The sequence below is a fragment of the Bacillus sp. SORGH_AS_0510 genome, assembly GCF_030818775.1.
Classification (GTDB): Bacteria; Bacillota; Bacilli; order Bacillales; family Cytobacillaceae; genus Neobacillus.
On the sequence record NZ_JAUTAU010000001.1, the window covers coordinates 1,249,708 to 1,266,707 of the forward strand.

Sequence of the window (17,000 nt, forward strand, 5' to 3'; positions counted from 1 at the left end):
AAGTTGGCGGAAATCTGGTCAAAACTGGCGGAATAAACCGATAAACTGGCGGAATTCCCCCGCGCCACCTTATAAAAAATCCTGAAATTCAGCCACCTTTCCTTCATTCTTACGTCTACTTATATGTATATTAGTTCGAATATTGAAACATTTATGGTGTATTGGTAAAATATAGGAATAAAGGAGTTGGCAAAATGATCATTCGTTCCATCGCCTATCAAGCGATATTGTGGTTAATTACTATATTTCTATTTTTAAGTCTACTATTTTTACCGCGAACCACCTCCTATCAGACCGGTTCCGGTGGCGAGTTACTCGGTGCTGTCTATAGTTATTCGTTTGACCAGCATATGAATCAATTTAAGGAGTTTTTTCAATACATAAAAGAAAACAAGGGGCTGGGCACCATCTACAATGGTTACTCTCTCACGACGAATATTTGGCGCACCTTTCAGAAAAGCATGCTTATCGTCATACCGGCTCTCTTCCTTGGCTTTTTCCTTGGTGTCGCAAAAGGAATCTTTGATTTCCGAATACGCAGACGAAGGGGGAAACTGTTTGGAGTAAGCACAACAAGATTCTTCCTCTCCATTCCCGATCTCTTTTTAATCATTGCCCTTCAGTTGTTCATCATGGAAGGATACGAAGCAGGAATCTTACCTCATATTGTTGTTTATGGCAGCGACCAGGTAAGTGTTGTTCTATTAGACATCCTCTTCTTAGCTATTTATCCGCTATTTTACATAGCCAACATCACCTATTTCAGCATCCGAGACGAACAGGGAATGGACTACATACGCACCGCTTTCTCTAAAGGAACCTCTTCTTTTAGAGTACTATATCGCCATGTGTTGAAAAATTGCTTCGTAAAAATACTCAGCCATACCAATACGATTACACTCTATACTCTATCAAACTTATTTATTGTAGAATTTCTTACAAACTACCGAGGGGCTGCCTTCTTTTTTTATGAAACTGTGACCTCCCCTGAATTTTTCACTATCGGAATGAATATACAGGTTAAGCTATACCCGGCAGCAGGATATATCATTCTCTTTACCGCCGTTATATTTCTAGCGAAGGTTCTGAGTGAAATTGCAAAAGGACTCGTGTCACCGTTGGAAAGGAAGGGATTCAATTGAAGAATTATAAGCTGTGGATCAGCTCTATTTTTCTACTAGTCTTATTGATTTTTGTGTTTGCCGGCCCTTCCATGCCATTTGTCGATCATCAGTTAAAACAAACTGGAGTCATTAAAACCGAGGCGGGAAAGTTCTATTTGCCTCCCTTTCCTCCAATGGAAGGATATCCGCTTGGCAGTAATCATGAAGGGGTAGATATCTTAAGTCTTTTAGTAATGGGAGCAAAAGAGACATTAAGCATTGTGGTATCCGTTGTTCTCATTCGCTATGTGTTGGCGATTCCGTTAGCAGTTGCCGGCTTTTATTCCAAGTGGTTGGAAAAATTCCTGCAAGCATGGCAGCAGCTTTTTTCGTTTATGCCGCCTATCTTTTTTGTCTCTTTTTTCGTGACCCTGCCGTTAGTCTTTTTCTCTCCCGACCGCGGGTTCCGGGTGATTGTGATCCTGGCAGTCCTGGAAACGGGCCGTGTGGCAGAAATTATCCTACAACACATGAAGGAGACCAAGCAGAGGCCTTATATTGAAGCGGGGATTGCATCTGGCGGCTCACCTTTTAAGATGTTTAAAAACTATTATTTTCCCGCAGTCATCCCTCATATCATTATCTTAATCATTAACGATATGGGACGGGTGCTGTTCCTCATTGCACAGCTGGGTGTTGTCCATATCTATGTCACGCATAAATTTGTGACCGTGGAGAGTGGTGCATATGAGGTCGTGAATACTTCGCTCGCTTGGCCTACCATGTTTTCGACCATTACAAAGGATATTTTTACGTATGAGTGGATTCCGTTCTCAGTGATCGGGGCCATTGCCGTTACCATATTTATTTTCAATATGTTTGCGGAGGGCATGCAGCGATTTTTTGAAAAAAAATATCGAACGTTTCGATCCGATTTATAGAAACTTTTTCTCTTTCGATTCGTACATAGAGGAAAGAGGTGATGTACGAATGGAATCAAGAAAGGTTTTATCAAGCTTATGTTACTTTAGTATTTTTTTTGCAGGATTTATTTTTCCGCTTGTGGTGTATTTCGCCAGCAGTGATCAAGGAACGAAAGCACATGCCAAGAAATCGTTGTTCTCACATTTAATCCCGCTTATTTTTATGCCGTTTGTTGTGGTTGCTGTCATAAATGATTCTGTTAATTTTCAGAACGAGATTCCTATTTTTACAATTATTAGTTTAATCGTCATTGCAATCAGCGGAATTGCAGTCACGATTTGGAACATTGTTAAAGGCGTAAAGGTATTGCTTTCTGAATAAACTTTTAGAGGGAAAAATTATGAGCTGAGGTGGAAACCATGAAAGAGGAAAGAATCAGGATTTTAAAAATGGTGGAAGAAGGCAAGTTGAAGGTGGAAGAAGCTTTAACACTTCTTGAGGAATTAGAAAAAGCACAGCAGACAATGGAGCAGAAGCAGGAGCAAATGGTGAATGAGCTTTCGAATGCGGTTCAATTTGAAGAGGCTAAAAAGGAAGAAGCGTTTCAGGCAAAGTACCAATCAACAAAGGATAAGATTTTTGACTTTGTTGATTCCGCATTGAAAAAAATCAAAGACTTTGATTTTGATTTAAATTTTGGTCAATCCGTTGATATTTCTCATATTTTTCAGCATGGGGATGCAACTATGAAGGATATCGACATTGACGTGGCAAATGGCTCCGTCAAAATCGCTGCCTGGGACCAACCAGATGTAAGAATTGAATGTCAGGCAAAGGTCTATCGTGTGGAAAACCAAGACCAAGCACGCCAAAACTTTCTCCGCGATGTGCACTTTACGATCGAGAACGAGAAGTTACGGTTTTCGACCCAGCAAAAATGGATGAAGGTCGATGCAATTGTTTTTGTACCAAAGTCCCAGTATGACAGGGTGCGAATTAGAATGTTTAATGGGTTGGTTGTAGGAGAAGAAATGAATGTGGGCGATCTTCGTGTCAAAACCGCGAATGGAAAAATAAAACTGAATCAGGTGAACGGAAAGAAAGCGGAATTGGAGACAGCCAACGGCAGAATCAATGTAAACAGTAGTCTATTCGATGAGATCGAAGCAGAAACTATTCATGGTGCGATTATGCTAGAGGGTGAGTTTAAAAAGGTCGATACCCAATCCTTTAACGGAAATATTAGTTATAACGTACGAGGAAACAGTGCCGAATGGATTCAAGCAAAAGCAATTACGGGAGGCGTTGATGTCTTTATTCCAGAGGGGATTCCTGTCAATGGTGAGCTAAAAACCAATCTAGGTGGTTTTCATGTGAACCTCGTCGGTGTCCAAGTGCTGGAGGAAAAAACGGAAATGATCCAAAAGATACTTCGCTTCCAATCAGTCAACCATCCTGATAAAATGATGAGAATCTATGCAGATACCAAAACAGGTTCGATTACGATCCACAAATCACTAGAAGAGAAGTAGGCGAATTTTTTATTATGAGATGGCTGATAGGATGTTTAATTAACGCAGTATTGTTCATGGCACTTGCGGGCTATTTTCAGGAAAGCTTTCAATTGACAGGATTTTGGGCCGCCATACAAGCGAGCATTTTATTATCCATCTTAAATGTTCTCGTGCGACCGCTTTTAATTTTATTTACCTTACCTGTGACCATTTTATCGTTGGGGTTGTTCTTATTTGTCATCAATGCCATCACACTTGAGTTAACCGATTATTTAATGGGTGACGCATTTGAAATTCAAGGCTTCGGTATGGCACTGTTCTTTGCTGTCGTGATGTCTTTAGTGAATATTATCATTCATAAAACGATCTTAAAACCATCTAGTAACTCGAAGGATACATGAGGGTGCAACCTTGCACCCTTTTTTTATTTGGTTCTTTTTCAAAAAATGCTAAAATAGGAGGTAATGAAATTTTTTGTATTATTTGTGAACAATCGTTTATAAATGATACCCATTCATGAAGGAGGAAGCTACTTGCCAAAAGTACGCACGAAAGACATATTAGATAAATTTCAGCTTGAATTGGTCAGTGGTGAAGAGGGAATTAATCGTCCCATTACTACGAGTGATATTTCGCGTCCAGGAATTGAAATCGCCGGATATTTTGAATTTTATCCAGCGGAACGTATTCAACTTCTAGGAAAAACAGAGCTCTCCTTTTTCGAAGAGCTTTCTGAGAGTGAGCGAATATCAAGAATGGAGCGGTTATGTACCGATATTACTCCAGCCATTATTGTGACAAGAGATATTGAAGTACCAGTGGAATTAATTGAAGCGTCGGAACGCGAGTCTGTACCTGTTTTACGGACAAGCATGAAAACGACCCGTTTCTCCAGCCGCTTAACAAACTTTCTAGAAAGTAAGCTCGCTCCAACTACAGCTGTTCACGGCGTCTTAGTTGATGTGTATGGAATTGGAGTTTTAATTACAGGAAAAAGCGGTGTAGGTAAAAGTGAAACCGCACTTGAGTTAGTGAAGCGCGGACACCGCCTTGTCGCAGATGATTGTGTGGAGATTCGCCAGGAAGACCAGGATACATTAGTTGGTACGTCTCCAGAGTTAATCGAACATCTATTAGAAATCCGAGGTTTAGGTATCATCAATGTTATGACCCTTTTCGGTGCCGGTGCCGTTCGCAGTAACAAGCGAATTACACTCGTTATGAATTTAGAGATCTGGGATGCAAAAAAACAATATGACCGCCTTGGATTAGACGAAGAGAAAATGAAGATTATTGATACAGAGGTTACGAAAATGACCGTACCTGTCCGCCCAGGACGAAACTTAGCAGTTATCATTGAAGTAGCTGCGATGAACTACCGTCTAAAACGGATGGGTGTTAACGCCGCTCAGCAATTTACAGACCGTCTATCAGATGTGATTGAAGACGGTGAACACGAGGATATTTAAAGAGTAAAGGAGAGAGAGAGATGAACGAATCGATTCAGCCGCTAAACCCGATTGCCTTTTCTCTAGGGCCTATCGATGTACATTGGTATGGAATTATTATTGGTTCAGGTTTGGCGCTTGCCCTGTTCCTGGCAATTAGAGAAGGGGAGCGACGTGGACTTCCAAAGGATACATTTGCTGATTTAATGCTTTGGGCGATTCCGATTGCAATAATTTCAGCCCGTATCTATTATGTTGTCTTCGAATGGAAGTATTATATTAAACACCCGATTGAAGTACCGCAGATTTGGAATGGTGGAATTGCTATTCATGGTGCATTGATTGGTTCGGTTATCACTACGTATGTGTTTTCGAAAAAGCGTGGAATCTCCTTCTGGAAGATTGCTGATATCGCAGCGCCAAGTATTATTCTTGGACAGGCAATAGGCCGTTGGGGAAACTTCATGAACCAGGAAGCACATGGCGGGGAAGTCACAAGAGCTTTCCTTGAGAATCTCCACTTACCGGAATTTATTATTAATCAAATGTATATTAATGGAACGTACTACCACCCAACCTTCTTATATGAGTCTATCTGGGATTTTGTCGGCTTTTTCTTATTACTTTTACTTCGTCGCGTGAACTTCCGCCGTGGAGAGCTTTTCCTTTCCTATGTTATCTGGTATTCCATAGGCCGCTTTTTCGTCGAGGGGATGCGCACAGACAGCTTAATGCTTGGAAGCCTCCGTATGGCACAGACGATTTCGATTGTCCTTGTTGTTGCGGCAGTGGCGATCATCATTTACCGTCGTACCAAGCATCTTTCTAAGGCACATTATTTAGATCAAACCAATTAGTATCGAAGGAATAAAGAATAGAAAGGGGATAAGGGGGAAATGTTAGTAAGTTCAATAAAAAAAGGGCTGCTCGTTGGTTTAAAAACAACATGGACCTTGGGGAAAATTATTTTCCCGGTTACCTTGATTGTGGCCGTCCTGCAGTATACACCTGTACTGCCTTGGATTATCAAATTAATTTCCCCGCTCATGAAGTTGATCGGTTTGTCAGGGGATGCTGCAATACCGCTTGTACTGGGGAATTTCCTGAATCTATATGCGGCAATTGGTGCCATACTAACATTAGATTTTTCAGTCAAAGAAGTATTTATCCTTGCGGTCATGCTATCGTTTTCGCATAACTTGTTCATCGAATCCAGTGTGGCGATGAAGGCAGGTGTAAAGTTGTGGGTCGTGCTCGTGACAAGACCAGGACTTGCACTTCTTTCTGCGGTTGTGATTAACCTTGTATGGCATGGGGGCGGAGAAAAAGCGCAGTACGGTTTCATTGAGCAAAGTACTGTCCATGCGGATGGAGTTTTTGACATCCTCATGGTGGCTATGCAAAAAGCAGGGCTGGGTATTTTACAGTTAGCGATGATTGTAATTCCGCTTATGGTCGTCATCCAAATTTTAAAGGATTTACAGTGGTTACATCGTTTTTCAAAAACAATGGCACCAGTGACAAAAACACTTGGTATGAAAGAAAATACGTCAACGACAATGGCTGCCGGATTATTATTCGGTTTAGCATATGGGGCAGGCGTGATGATTCAGGCGGTAAAAGAAGACGGCGTCAGCAAGAAGGATATTACACTGGCATTTATTTTTCTAATGGCCTGCCATGCAGTGGTGGAAGATACACTCATCTTTGTGCCGCTTGGCATCCCTGTCTGGCCATTATTTTTGATCCGGCTTGGGGTAGCCGTTGTACTCACCTTAATCGTAGGTACCATATGGACACGTTCGGGCCTAGTAAAAAGAAAGGAAGCAACTTATGACTAACAAAATTACAACCGTTCTATTTGATTTAGATGGGACATTGATTGATACAAATGAATTAATTATTACGACCTATTTGCATACGTTGGAAAAATACTTTCCAAGCAAATATCAAAGAGAAGATGTTTTGCCCTTCCTCGGACCAACGCTGCATGAAGTGTTTGGCAATATGGACCCTGACCGCGTAGAGGAAATGGTTTCAGAATATAGAGCCTTTAACATTGCCAACCATGACGAATTAGTGAAAGAATTTGAAGGTGTACTAGAGACGGTGCAGACATTGAAGGAGCGCGGCTATAAGATGGGTATCGTCACAACAAAACGTCATGATGTTACCCTAAAAGGCTTACGCTTGATGAATCTCGAAGACTATTTCGAAGTGATTGTGGCGTATGATCATGTGGAAAAAGTGAAGCCAGACCCAGAACCGATTTTTAAGGCTCTTGAACAGCTAGGATCGACACCTGAAGAGTCGATCATGGTAGGAGATAACTTCCATGATATTTTGGCCGGAAAAAATGCAGGTACGGCAACTGCTGGCGTGGCCTGGTCGATTAAAGGCAGAGAATATGTAGCTAAGTACGAACCAGATTATATGCTAGAGAACATGAAGGATTTATTAACTATTCTCGGAGAGTGAGAAACATGAGGAACACGACCCGCTACCCTGTTGAAGGTGCGAACTCCTTGTGGCATGTCTATAAGACGGTGCCATTTTGGAAGGTTGTCAGAAATTTTATTGTCATTCAGCTGGCGCGTTATACGCCATTTTTGGGAATGAAAAATTGGCTTTATCGCACCTTCCTTGGACTTAAGGTGGGCGAGCAAACCAGTTTTGCATTGATGGTGATGCTTGATGTCATGTTCCCAGAAAAAATCAGCGTTGGCCGTAACACGGTGATCGGATACAATACAACCATTCTGGCCCACGAGTATTTAATTAAAGAATACCGCCTCGGGCCCGTTTCGATTGGCAGTGAGGTTATGATTGGGGCCAACTCTACGATTCTACCGGGGATAACGATTGGTGACGGAGCGATTGTATCGGCAGGAACGCTTGTGCACAAGGATGTTCCTGCAGGTGCATTTGTCGGTGGCAATCCGATGCGGGTAATCTATTCAAAGGAAGAGCTCGCCGAACGCTGGGCAGACGACCCAATCTACGGTGTTCAAAAATAAACATTGAAGGAAGCCTAGTTTAACGACTGGGCTTTTTTTTTTGGGAAAAATGCAGCTGGAGTTTGGGGTTTGGCGGAATAAATGAGAAAAGTGGCGGAATTACGCCAAAAGTTGGCGGAATAAATAGAATAGTTGGCGGAATTCTGTTAAAAGTCGGCGGAAAAAATCAAAAAAGTTGCGGAATCGTACCAAATGACCTCAAGAACAAAAATTGCATTCCGATGGATGAATCCAAAAACTAGGGTAAAATAATCAAAACTATGCCTATTTTCCAACAAGAATAACACTTTTTCATTGACGTACTGTGTCACTAGAGGTAAACTACTAATAACTTTAATTCGTTAGCATATTAGCAGACTAAAGCAAATGCAATTTTTACAAATAAAGGGTGAGCCAGATGAGTCGCTTGTTTATGTTTGAAAAGCCCTTGGGGATGCGGGATACCCTGCCGGAGCTTTATGAAAAAAAAGATCGTGTACGCACATACATGGCAGAAACGATGAAACTTTGGGGCTATCAATTTATTGAAACACCTACGCTTGAATACTATGAAACAGTTGGAGCAGCGTCTGCAATCGCTGACCAGCAGTTATTTAAATTACTTGATAAAGAAGGGCATACGTTAGTCCTACGTCCAGATATGACTGCACCCATCGCTCGGGTGGCAGCATCCAAACTGTTAGAAGAAGACCTGCCAGTAAGACTGGCCTATTCAGCAAATGTATTTCGCGCCCAGCAGCGTGAAGGTGGGAGGCCGGCAGAATTCGAACAAATCGGTGTGGAATGTTTGAATGAGGACACGGTTTCTTGTGATGGCGAGGTCATTGCCTTACTGATTTCTTCCTTGAAAAAAGCGGGGCTGCCACAATTTCAAGTATCCGTTGGGCATGTTGGTTTTGCCCAGGAATTGTTTGTCCAAATTCTTGGAACCAATGGACGTGCCAATGCCTTACGTAAGTTTTTGTTTGAGAAAAATTATGTAGGCTATCGCGAGCATGTAAACTCTTTACAGCTTTCGTCGATTGATAAGCAGCGTCTCTTAAAGCTTTTACAATTAAGAGGCGGAGAAGAAGTCATCGGCCAGGCCTTGGATATCATTGAAAACTACAAGGGAAAAGAAGCGATTGTCGAGTTGAAAGAGCTTTGGGATGTCATTAAGGACTACGGTGTCGAGGATTATGTGAAGTTTGATTTTACCATCGTCAGCCATATGAGTTATTATTCCGGCATATTATTCGAGGCGTATGCCGGGAATGTAGGTTTTCCGATTGGAAATGGTGGACGCTATAGTTTAATAGAGAAGTTTGGGAAACAGGCGAGTGCCACTGGATTTGCTGTCCGGGTGGATATGTTGCTTGAAGCACTTGGAGGCGGTCAACTGGAAAACAGCACTCACTGTATCTTTTTCAGCCAGGAACGTCGCAAGGAAGCCTTTCAATTAGCGAGTGAGATGCACGAGCAGGGGAAAAAGGCAGTCCTGCAAGATATATCCGGTGTGAATAATTTAGATGCTTTTACAAAAAGGTTTGCCGAGACAACCTATTTAATCGGAGGGCGCGGCGATGAGTAACATATTAACAATTGCAATGCCAAAAGGGCGGATTTTTGAAGAGGCAGTTGAATTGCTCCGGAAAGCAAATTATCAGTTGCCACCAGAGTTTGATGATTCTCGAAAACTAATTATAGATGTGGAAGAGGAAGGGTTACGCTTCATACTAGCCAAGCCAATGGATGTGGCTACCTATGTGGAGCATGGCGTGGCTGATGTAGGAATCGCCGGAAAGGATGTTTTGCTAGAAGAGGAGCGCGATGTGTATGAGCTCCTTGATTTAAAAATAAGCTACTGCTACTTGGCAGTTGCCGGCCTTCCAAACACTAAAATGAATGATGTCGCTCCACGAGTGGCGACTAAATATCCGAATGTAGCAGAAGCCTATTTCCGCGAGCAAGGGGAACAGGTCGAAATCATTAAGTTAAACGGTTCGATCGAGCTTGCACCAATCATTGGCTTATCCGACCGAATTGTGGATATCGTTTCAACAGGACGTACCCTGAAGGAAAATGGGTTGGTGGAATATGAACGAATCGGTGATGTGACATCAAGGTTAATTGTGAACCCTGTCAGCTACCGCATCCATGACGCTCGGATTGATGAACTAGTGAGCCGGTTGGCTGTAGTGGTTTCGCAGGGGGGAATGTGATATGAAAATAGTAAAAGTATCAGACGAGGTTTCGATTAAACGCTCAATCGAAGCGGGTACCGCTGAGCAGGTAGCCATCGTTAAGGGGATTATTCAGGAGATTCGTACACGTGGTGATGAAGCGCTAAGAGAGTATACGGAGAAATTCGATCGAGTGAACCTGTCTTCTTTTTCTGTCACCGAAGGGGAATTGGAAGCGGCTTATCAAAAGGTCGATGAAGACTTTGTCGCTATTGTTCGGGAGGCGGCGGAAAATATTCGTGCCTTCCATGAAAAGCAGCTTCGTCCATCGTGGATGACGACGGAGGAGAATGGAACAATACTTGGTCAAAAAATAACCCCGCTTGATTCCGTGGGTGTGTATGTTCCAGGAGGCACAGCAGCCTATCCGTCATCGGTGCTGATGAACGTGATTCCAGCGAAGGTGGCTGGGGTAAAGCGGATTGTGATGGTGTCTCCGCCGGATAGCGAGGGGAATTTGCCAGCCGCGGTGTTGGTTGCTGCGAAAGAAGCGGGCGTTGAAGAAATTTATAAAGTAGGCGGTGCCCAAGCGATTGCTGCTCTTGCTTATGGAACAGAGTCGATTGCATCCGTTGATAAAATTACAGGCCCCGGGAATATTTTTGTGGCGCTGGCTAAACGCGAAGTCTTCGGGGATGTCGATATCGATATGATTGCCGGTCCGAGTGAAATTGCTATTTTAGCAGATGAAACAGCCCGGGCCGATGAGGTGGCGGCGGATTTGTTATCACAGGCAGAACATGATCCACGTGCCTGCAGTGTGTTGGTTACCCCGTCTATGAGATTGGCGGAAGAGGTAGCGCAAGAGGTGGAGAAACAGCTTGTTGTGTTGCCGCGTCAAGAAATAGCGGCCCGTTCGATTGCGGATTATGGTGTGATTTATGTAGCGGCTGATTTGGATGAAGCGGTCGAGACGGTTAACCAGTTAGCGCCAGAGCATTTGGAGATTATGACGGAAAATGCGATAGAGCTTCTTGGAAAAATTCGTCACGCAGGGGCAATTTTTATCGGGCGGTATAGCTCAGAGCCGGTGGGTGATTATTTTGCCGGACCAAACCATGTGCTACCGACAAACGGAACGGCGCGCTTCTCAAGTCCGCTGAATGTCGATGATTTTCAAAAGAAATCGAGCGTGATTGTCTATAGCAAGAAGGCATTAACTGATAATGCAGTGAAGATTGCGAAGTTTGCAAGAATGGAAGGGCTAGAGGCACACGCCCGGGCCGTGGAAATTCGATTGGAAAATGATAATAAATAGGATGAAGGACAAAGTGACCTGTTCAAACGGTGAAACTGTCCTTCAACGGGTGTATGAAGGACAAAATCACCTGTTGGAGAGGTAAAACTGTCCTTTATCAGGCGTATGAAGGACAAAATGACCTGAATGAGGGTTGAAAATGTCCTTCATCAGGCATTTGAAGTACAAAATTAATCACTAATAAGGCATAACTGTCTTTCATAAAGCAGAACCCCTATTAATGTACATAAGAATCTTAAAAAATGAAGCAAGAATTACAGGAGGGCATCTTCATGGAACGAGTGGCGAATATTAGACGGAACACGAACGAGACAAAAATCCAACTATCATTAGCAGTGGATGGGGAAGGACAATCCAATTTGGAAACAGGTGTCCCATTCCTCAGTCACATGCTTGATTTATTCACCAAACACGGGCAATTCAATCTGACTGTAAATGCCAACGGAGATACAGAGGTGGACGATCACCACACAACAGAAGATATCGGTATCTGCTTAGGGCAGGCTTTACGAGAAGCCCTTGGCGACAAACGCGGCATCAAACGCTACGGAAATGCTTTCGTTCCAATGGACGAAGCGTTAGCTCAAGTAGTTGTTGACCTCAGCAATCGTCCGCACCTTGAAATGCGCGCAGAGTTTCCAGGTCAGAAGGTGGGAACATTTGATACGGAACTTGTCCATGAATTTCTTTGGAAACTAGCCCTAGAGGCAAGAATGAACCTCCACGTGATTGTTCACTATGGAAAAAACACCCACCACATGATTGAAGCAGTCTTTAAAGCACTAGGCCGAGCTCTAGACGAAGCAACCACCATCGACCCACGCATCAAAGGCATTCCATCCACAAAAGGGATGCTATAAAAAACAGTGGTGTCAGGCACCACTCGTGGACAGTGTCCGCCTGAGATGGACATGATTAAAATGCAAAGCACCTAGAAAGGAGGGGAACGGATGATTGGGATTGTTGATTATGGCATGGGGAATTTGTTTAGTGTGAGTAAGGCATTGGAACGGCTAGGCGCCGAGTATTTTATTTCGGCTGATCACAAGGAATTGCTTAGTGCAGATGGACTGCTTATCCCTGGCGTTGGTTCCTTCCGTGATGCCATGGAACGTCTTCCGGTAAACACCATTAAGGAATATACGGCAACAGGTAAGCCTGTGCTCGGCATTTGTCTGGGCATGCAGCTGCTTTTCGAAAGCAGTGAAGAAAATGGGGTAACACAAGGATTAGGATTGTTACCTGGCAGTGTTCGCCGCTTCCCAGGGCAAACAGCAGAAGGTGAATCTTATAAAGTACCTCACATGGGCTGGAACAAGCTTGAATTCGTAAAAGACTCTCCCCTCACGACAAACCTGGAAGAGGATTATGTGTATTTCGTTCATTCTTATTACGTAGATGCCAAAAATTCTGAAGTGTTGATCGCCAAAGCCGAGTATCACGAACAGGTGTCAGCAGTAGTAGGCAAGGACAATGTTATGGGGATGCAATTTCATCCTGAAAAAAGCAGCAAGCTGGGTATGGCCCTTCTAAATAATTTTTTACAAATGGTGGAGGAAAGGAAGGCAATTCGATGAGTTTCATAATTTATCCAGCCATTGATATGCGAGGAGGAAATTGCGTACGGCTGCTTCAAGGCGATTATGATAAGGAAACAATCTACGGGGACTCTCCGTTTGATATGGCAAGAAGCTTCGCTGCTAACGGGGCGGAGTGGATTCACATGGTCGACCTGGACGGCGCAAAGGACGGCAAGCGTGTCAATGACCGTTTTGTCATTGAGGCCGCCCAAAAGCTGAACGTAAAAATCCAAATTGGCGGTGGCATTCGTTCAGAGGAAGATATCCTGCATTATCTCAATAATGGCGTGGATCGGGTGATCATCGGGAGTATTGCCGTTTCGAACCCGGAATTCGCTATGGACATGATTAAGAAGTACGGTGGAAAAATTGCCATCGGCATCGATGCGAAAAATGGGTATGTCGCCACACATGGGTGGCTGGATACATCGGAGCTTCGTGCAATAGATCTTGGCAAACGCTTTGCGGATGCAGGGGCAGATACCTTTATTTTTACAGACATTGCAACCGACGGTACACTTTCTGGACCCAATATTGAGGCGGTTTGCCAGATGGCTGAAGTAACTGGAAAAAATGTCATTGCATCCGGTGGAGTAAGCAGTTTAGAGGATTTAAAGGCGTTAGCTTCTGAAAAAGGCATCAGCGGGGCGATTGTTGGAAAGGCCCTCTATGAAAATCGTTTTACACTAGAGGAAGCATTAGGAACAGCCAAAGCTTAATTTTAGCAAAGAAACATCACAAGGCACGGAAAAGGATGGTGAAAATGATGACATTAACAAAACGAATTATTCCTTGTCTTGATGTGAAAGAAGGACGTGTCGTGAAAGGAGTCCAATTCGTGCAGCTGCGCGATGCAGGCGATCCGGTAGAATTAGCACGATTTTACGATGAGCAGGGGGCCGATGAGCTTGTATTTCTAGACATTTCTGCCTCCGTCGAGGGAAGAAAAACCATGGTCGAAGTGGTGAAGGCAGTTGCTTCCGAACTGGCCATTCCTTTTACAGTGGGCGGGGGGATTAACTCATTAGAGGACATGAAGAGAATTCTTCGAGCTGGAGCGGATAAGGTATCGTTGAATACCGCAGCCGTGATGCATCCGGAGCTAATTGGGGAAGGTGCAGGATACTTTGGTTCGCAATGTATTGTTGTTGCCATCGATGCTAAATACGACCCTGAAATCGGAACGTGGCGTGTATATACACACGGGGGACGGACCCCTACGGAGAAAAAGGTTGTTGATTGGGCAGTAGAAGCGGCAGAACGTGGGGCAGGCGAGATTTTGTTGACCAGCATGGATAGTGACGGGGAAAAGAATGGATTTGACTTATCATTAACGAAAGCGGTCAGTGAGGCAGTTACCATTCCTGTCATTGCATCTGGTGGGGCAGGAAATGCCGAACACTTTGAAGAAGCTTATGTTAGTGGGAAAGCGGATGCGGCCCTAGCTGCGTCGATTTTCCACTACAAAGAAACGTCGGTGCATGAAGTAAAGAGCTATTTGCGGGAAAAAGGAGTTGTCGTCCGATGAATATAGAAGAGATCCGGTTTGATGAAAAAGGACTTGTCCCTGCAATCATCCAAGATGCCGAAACGATGGAAGTTCTAACGTTAGCTTATATGAATAAGGAGTCGCTAGGGAAAACACTTGAGACGGGAGAAACCTGGTTTTTCAGCCGCTCTCGCCAGGAACTATGGCACAAGGGAGCGACAAGCGGCAATACGCAATCCGTTGTTAGCATGAAATATGACTGTGACAAGGATGCTCTGCTTGTGTTGGTGAATCCAAAGGGACCGGCGTGTCATACAGGTGCCGTTAGCTGCTTTACAGACGAGGTGGCGGATCGGAAGACAGGATTAGCCGATTACGCCATTCTTCAGAGGTTGGAAAAAGTCATCGTGCAACGGGAGCAGGAGCGTCCGGAAGGTGCCTATACTACGTACCTTTTTGAAAAAGGCGTCGATAAGATCTTGAAAAAGGTCGGAGAAGAAGCGTCAGAGGTAATTATTGCGGCAAAAAACCGTGACCGGGAAGAACTGAAATGGGAAGCAGCAGATTTGCTCTATCACCTGCAGGTTTTATTGGTTGAACAAGGTCTGCCATTTAAAGAAGTGTTACGAACATTAGAAGAAAGACATAAGGACCGGTCCTAAAGGGACTGGTTTTTTTATGTGGAGAGGAATTTGTAGATAAAGTACAAATTTGTGTAGAAAAATCCTGATTTTATGTAGAAATCTACCAAAAGTGTGTAGATAAACTTAAGAAGTGTGTAGATAAATTTAAAAAACGTGTAGATATCCTTCAAAAATGTGTAGAAAAAAACTTTTCCAACAGCGACTAAATCACATTCCCTTCTCGAACATGCCGTAAATGTGTTATACTACGTAAGTTATATTGATGAATGTGGAGGACTTCATGGTAAAAGACGTGAAAGCAAGAATGCAAAAGGGAAAAATACTTTCATTTGTTCCTACGGGGGAATATTATTTCACGAAGGGTTTAAAGGCATACCATCGACGTGATTTTATAAAAGCAAAAAAATATCTTGGGCGAGCGATTCAGCTTGAGCCGGGCGAACCGATGATTACATGCCAGTTGGCAATTGTGTCAACAGAACTTGGCGAGTTTGAAAATTCCAACCGACTCTTGCATCTCATCCTTGAAGAACTCGATCCGGACATGGTGGAGTGCCACTACTTTTTAGCGAATAATTATGCCCACTTGGGATTTTTTAAAGATGCGTATCACCACGCACAGCTTTACCTGCAACTCGATCCAGAAGGTGATTTTTCAGAGGACACAGAGGATCTCTTAGAACTTCTAACCTTAGAGTCAGAGGATCTAGAGGACGATTGGTATGAGCAGGATGATTTGATTGTCAAACAAGAACAGGCTCGTGATTTGTTAGAATCCGGATACTTTCCGAAAGCGATTGAGCTGCTTAAGGATGTCGTGAAGGAATATCCGGAATATTGGTCTGCTTATAATAATTTGGCACTTGCTTATTTTTACTTAGGAAAAACAGAAAAGGCAGAAAGCATATTAGACGATGTGCTTGAGCGGAATCCTGGAAATTTACATGCACTTTGCAACCGGCTTGTCTTTGCTCATTATCAAGGTCAACTGAAAAATGCCGGCCAATTGCTTGATTCCTTAAAGAAGATTCAGCCGATGCTTAGCGAACACCAGTTTAAGCTTGGGGCTACGTTCGCCCTCGTGGGTGAATATGAACATGCCTATATGTGGTTAAAGAAGCTTTATAAGCATGGCTATGATGGGGACGGTCCCTTTTATTATTGGCTTTCTTACTCGGCATATTATAATGGTCATGATCATTTTGCCAAAAGCATATGGAAAAAGGTGCTGGAACTAAATCCTGATAAAGAAGGCTCAGAGCCTTGGGGAGAAAAAGTAGCAGCAAATGGCTTCGAGGATTTGTCAGGTTCGATTTTTCAAAAGCTAGAAAGCGATTATGTCGAGGAGAGATTATTCGCTCTCTTTCTTACAACTGTATCAAGTAAAAAAGAAGAAATTATTTCTTCCAAGCGGCTTTTTCAAAATCAAAAGTTTACGACATTGGAGAAGGAATACATCTCGTTAATCCGCTCCGGAAAACCATCGGCAACAGCTGACGCTCAGGAAGTTGCAGAGATTTTTTATGAAAATCATCAACCGATTGGGACGATGGAGTCAGGATTATATCTCATGTGGTTCTCTGTATTTGTGGAATTATCTAAGGCTAATGTCAGCTTGAAAAATAAACGTGCCTGGGCTGGGGCGGTAGAATATCTGTGGTATAAATTGCGCAGCGAAAAAATTTCCCAGCAGGAAGTGGCGAACCGCTACGGCTTATCAAGCGCCACAATTGGTAAATATGTTAAAATGGTGAATGATTTTTTAAATTAAGCAGATAAATGGACTATAAACCCATTGTTT

Annotated in this window: 19 protein-coding genes; all 19 read left to right on the plus strand. The window is 43.3% G+C overall.

Going from position 1 to position 17,000, the window contains the following annotated elements; translation table 11 throughout:
• Positions 1 to 194: 194 nt before the first annotated feature.
• The 19 genes from QE429_RS06280 to QE429_RS06370 all read left to right on the plus strand — a co-directional run bounded on the left by QE429_RS06280 (position 195) and on the right by QE429_RS06370 (position 16,970).
• Entirely contained in the window at positions 195 to 1,142 is a 948-nt protein-coding gene (locus QE429_RS06280; RefSeq protein WP_307285297.1) for an ABC transporter permease subunit, read from the plus strand.
• Entirely contained in the window at positions 1,139 to 2,044 is a 906-nt protein-coding gene (locus QE429_RS06285) for an ABC transporter permease subunit (RefSeq protein WP_307285300.1), read from the plus strand. The genes QE429_RS06280 and QE429_RS06285 overlap by 4 nt, the downstream gene beginning before the upstream one ends.
• 49 nt (positions 2,045 to 2,093) lie before the next feature.
• Positions 2,094 to 2,408 (plus strand): magnetosome magnetite crystal formation protein family, encoded by a 315-nt coding sequence (locus QE429_RS06290; protein WP_307285303.1) that lies wholly within the window; start codon positions 2,094 to 2,096, stop codon positions 2,406 to 2,408.
• Between the two features lie 38 nt (positions 2,409 to 2,446).
• Complete coding sequence (locus QE429_RS06295) at positions 2,447 to 3,559, plus strand: DUF4097 family beta strand repeat-containing protein (protein ID WP_307285306.1); 1,113 nt, start codon at positions 2,447 to 2,449, stop codon at positions 3,557 to 3,559.
• A gap of 14 nt (positions 3,560 to 3,573) precedes the next feature.
• A complete protein-coding gene (locus tag QE429_RS06300; protein ID WP_307285308.1) occupies positions 3,574 to 3,942 on the plus strand; it encodes a phage holin family protein in 369 nt (122 codons plus the stop codon).
• Between the two features lie 132 nt (positions 3,943 to 4,074).
• On the plus strand, positions 4,075 to 5,010 hold the full coding sequence (hprK, locus tag QE429_RS06305) for an HPr(Ser) kinase/phosphatase (protein WP_307285311.1): 936 nt from the start codon (positions 4,075 to 4,077) through the stop codon (positions 5,008 to 5,010).
• A gap of 20 nt (positions 5,011 to 5,030) precedes the next feature.
• Positions 5,031 to 5,846 (plus strand): prolipoprotein diacylglyceryl transferase, encoded by an 816-nt coding sequence (gene lgt / locus QE429_RS06310; RefSeq protein WP_307285314.1) that lies wholly within the window; start codon positions 5,031 to 5,033, stop codon positions 5,844 to 5,846.
• Positions 5,847 to 5,885: 39 nt separating this feature from the next.
• A complete protein-coding gene (locus QE429_RS06315; RefSeq protein ID WP_307285317.1) occupies positions 5,886 to 6,830 on the plus strand; it encodes a nucleoside recognition domain-containing protein in 945 nt (314 codons plus the stop codon).
• Entirely contained in the window at positions 6,823 to 7,467 is a 645-nt protein-coding gene (ppaX, locus tag QE429_RS06320; protein WP_307285320.1) for a pyrophosphatase PpaX, read from the plus strand. Before QE429_RS06315 ends, ppaX begins: the two co-directional genes overlap by 8 nt.
• Positions 7,468 to 7,472: 5 nt before the next feature.
• Positions 7,473 to 8,006 (plus strand): acyltransferase, encoded by a 534-nt coding sequence (locus tag QE429_RS06325; protein ID WP_307285323.1) that lies wholly within the window; start codon positions 7,473 to 7,475, stop codon positions 8,004 to 8,006.
• A 397-nt stretch (positions 8,007 to 8,403) separates the two neighbouring features.
• The gene (locus QE429_RS06330; protein ID WP_307285326.1) at positions 8,404 to 9,576 is read left to right on the plus strand and encodes an ATP phosphoribosyltransferase regulatory subunit; all 1,173 of its coding nucleotides are present in this window, start codon (positions 8,404 to 8,406) and stop codon (positions 9,574 to 9,576) included.
• Positions 9,569 to 10,207, plus strand: a complete 639-nt coding sequence (hisG, locus tag QE429_RS06335) for an ATP phosphoribosyltransferase (protein ID WP_307285329.1) — start codon at positions 9,569 to 9,571, stop codon at positions 10,205 to 10,207. Before QE429_RS06330 ends, hisG begins: the two co-directional genes overlap by 8 nt.
• 1 nt (position 10,208) lies before the next feature.
• The gene (hisD, locus tag QE429_RS06340; protein ID WP_307285332.1) at positions 10,209 to 11,486 is read left to right on the plus strand and encodes a histidinol dehydrogenase; all 1,278 of its coding nucleotides are present in this window, start codon (positions 10,209 to 10,211) and stop codon (positions 11,484 to 11,486) included.
• Positions 11,487 to 11,758: 272 nt separating this feature from the next.
• Complete coding sequence (hisB, locus tag QE429_RS06345) at positions 11,759 to 12,346, plus strand: imidazoleglycerol-phosphate dehydratase HisB (RefSeq protein ID WP_307285336.1); 588 nt, start codon at positions 11,759 to 11,761, stop codon at positions 12,344 to 12,346.
• Between the two features lie 90 nt (positions 12,347 to 12,436).
• A complete protein-coding gene (hisH, locus tag QE429_RS06350) occupies positions 12,437 to 13,063 on the plus strand; it encodes an imidazole glycerol phosphate synthase subunit HisH (protein WP_307285338.1) in 627 nt (208 codons plus the stop codon).
• Positions 13,060 to 13,785 carry a 1-(5-phosphoribosyl)-5-[(5-phosphoribosylamino)methylideneamino]imidazole-4-carboxamide isomerase gene (gene hisA, locus QE429_RS06355; protein ID WP_307285340.1) on the plus strand — a complete coding sequence of 242 codons (726 nt, stop codon included), beginning with the start codon at positions 13,060 to 13,062 and terminating at the stop codon, positions 13,783 to 13,785. The genes hisH and hisA overlap by 4 nt, the downstream gene beginning before the upstream one ends.
• Before the next feature lie 47 nt (positions 13,786 to 13,832).
• Complete coding sequence (gene hisF, locus QE429_RS06360; RefSeq protein ID WP_307290737.1) at positions 13,833 to 14,594, plus strand: imidazole glycerol phosphate synthase subunit HisF; 762 nt, start codon at positions 13,833 to 13,835, stop codon at positions 14,592 to 14,594.
• Positions 14,591 to 15,217 carry a bifunctional phosphoribosyl-AMP cyclohydrolase/phosphoribosyl-ATP diphosphatase HisIE gene (gene hisIE, locus QE429_RS06365; protein ID WP_307285342.1) on the plus strand — a complete coding sequence of 209 codons (627 nt, stop codon included), beginning with the start codon at positions 14,591 to 14,593 and terminating at the stop codon, positions 15,215 to 15,217. Before hisF ends, hisIE begins: the two co-directional genes overlap by 4 nt.
• A 262-nt stretch (positions 15,218 to 15,479) precedes the next feature.
• A complete protein-coding gene (locus QE429_RS06370; RefSeq protein ID WP_307285343.1) occupies positions 15,480 to 16,970 on the plus strand; it encodes a tetratricopeptide repeat protein in 1,491 nt (496 codons plus the stop codon).
• Positions 16,971 to 17,000 lie beyond the last annotated feature (30 nt).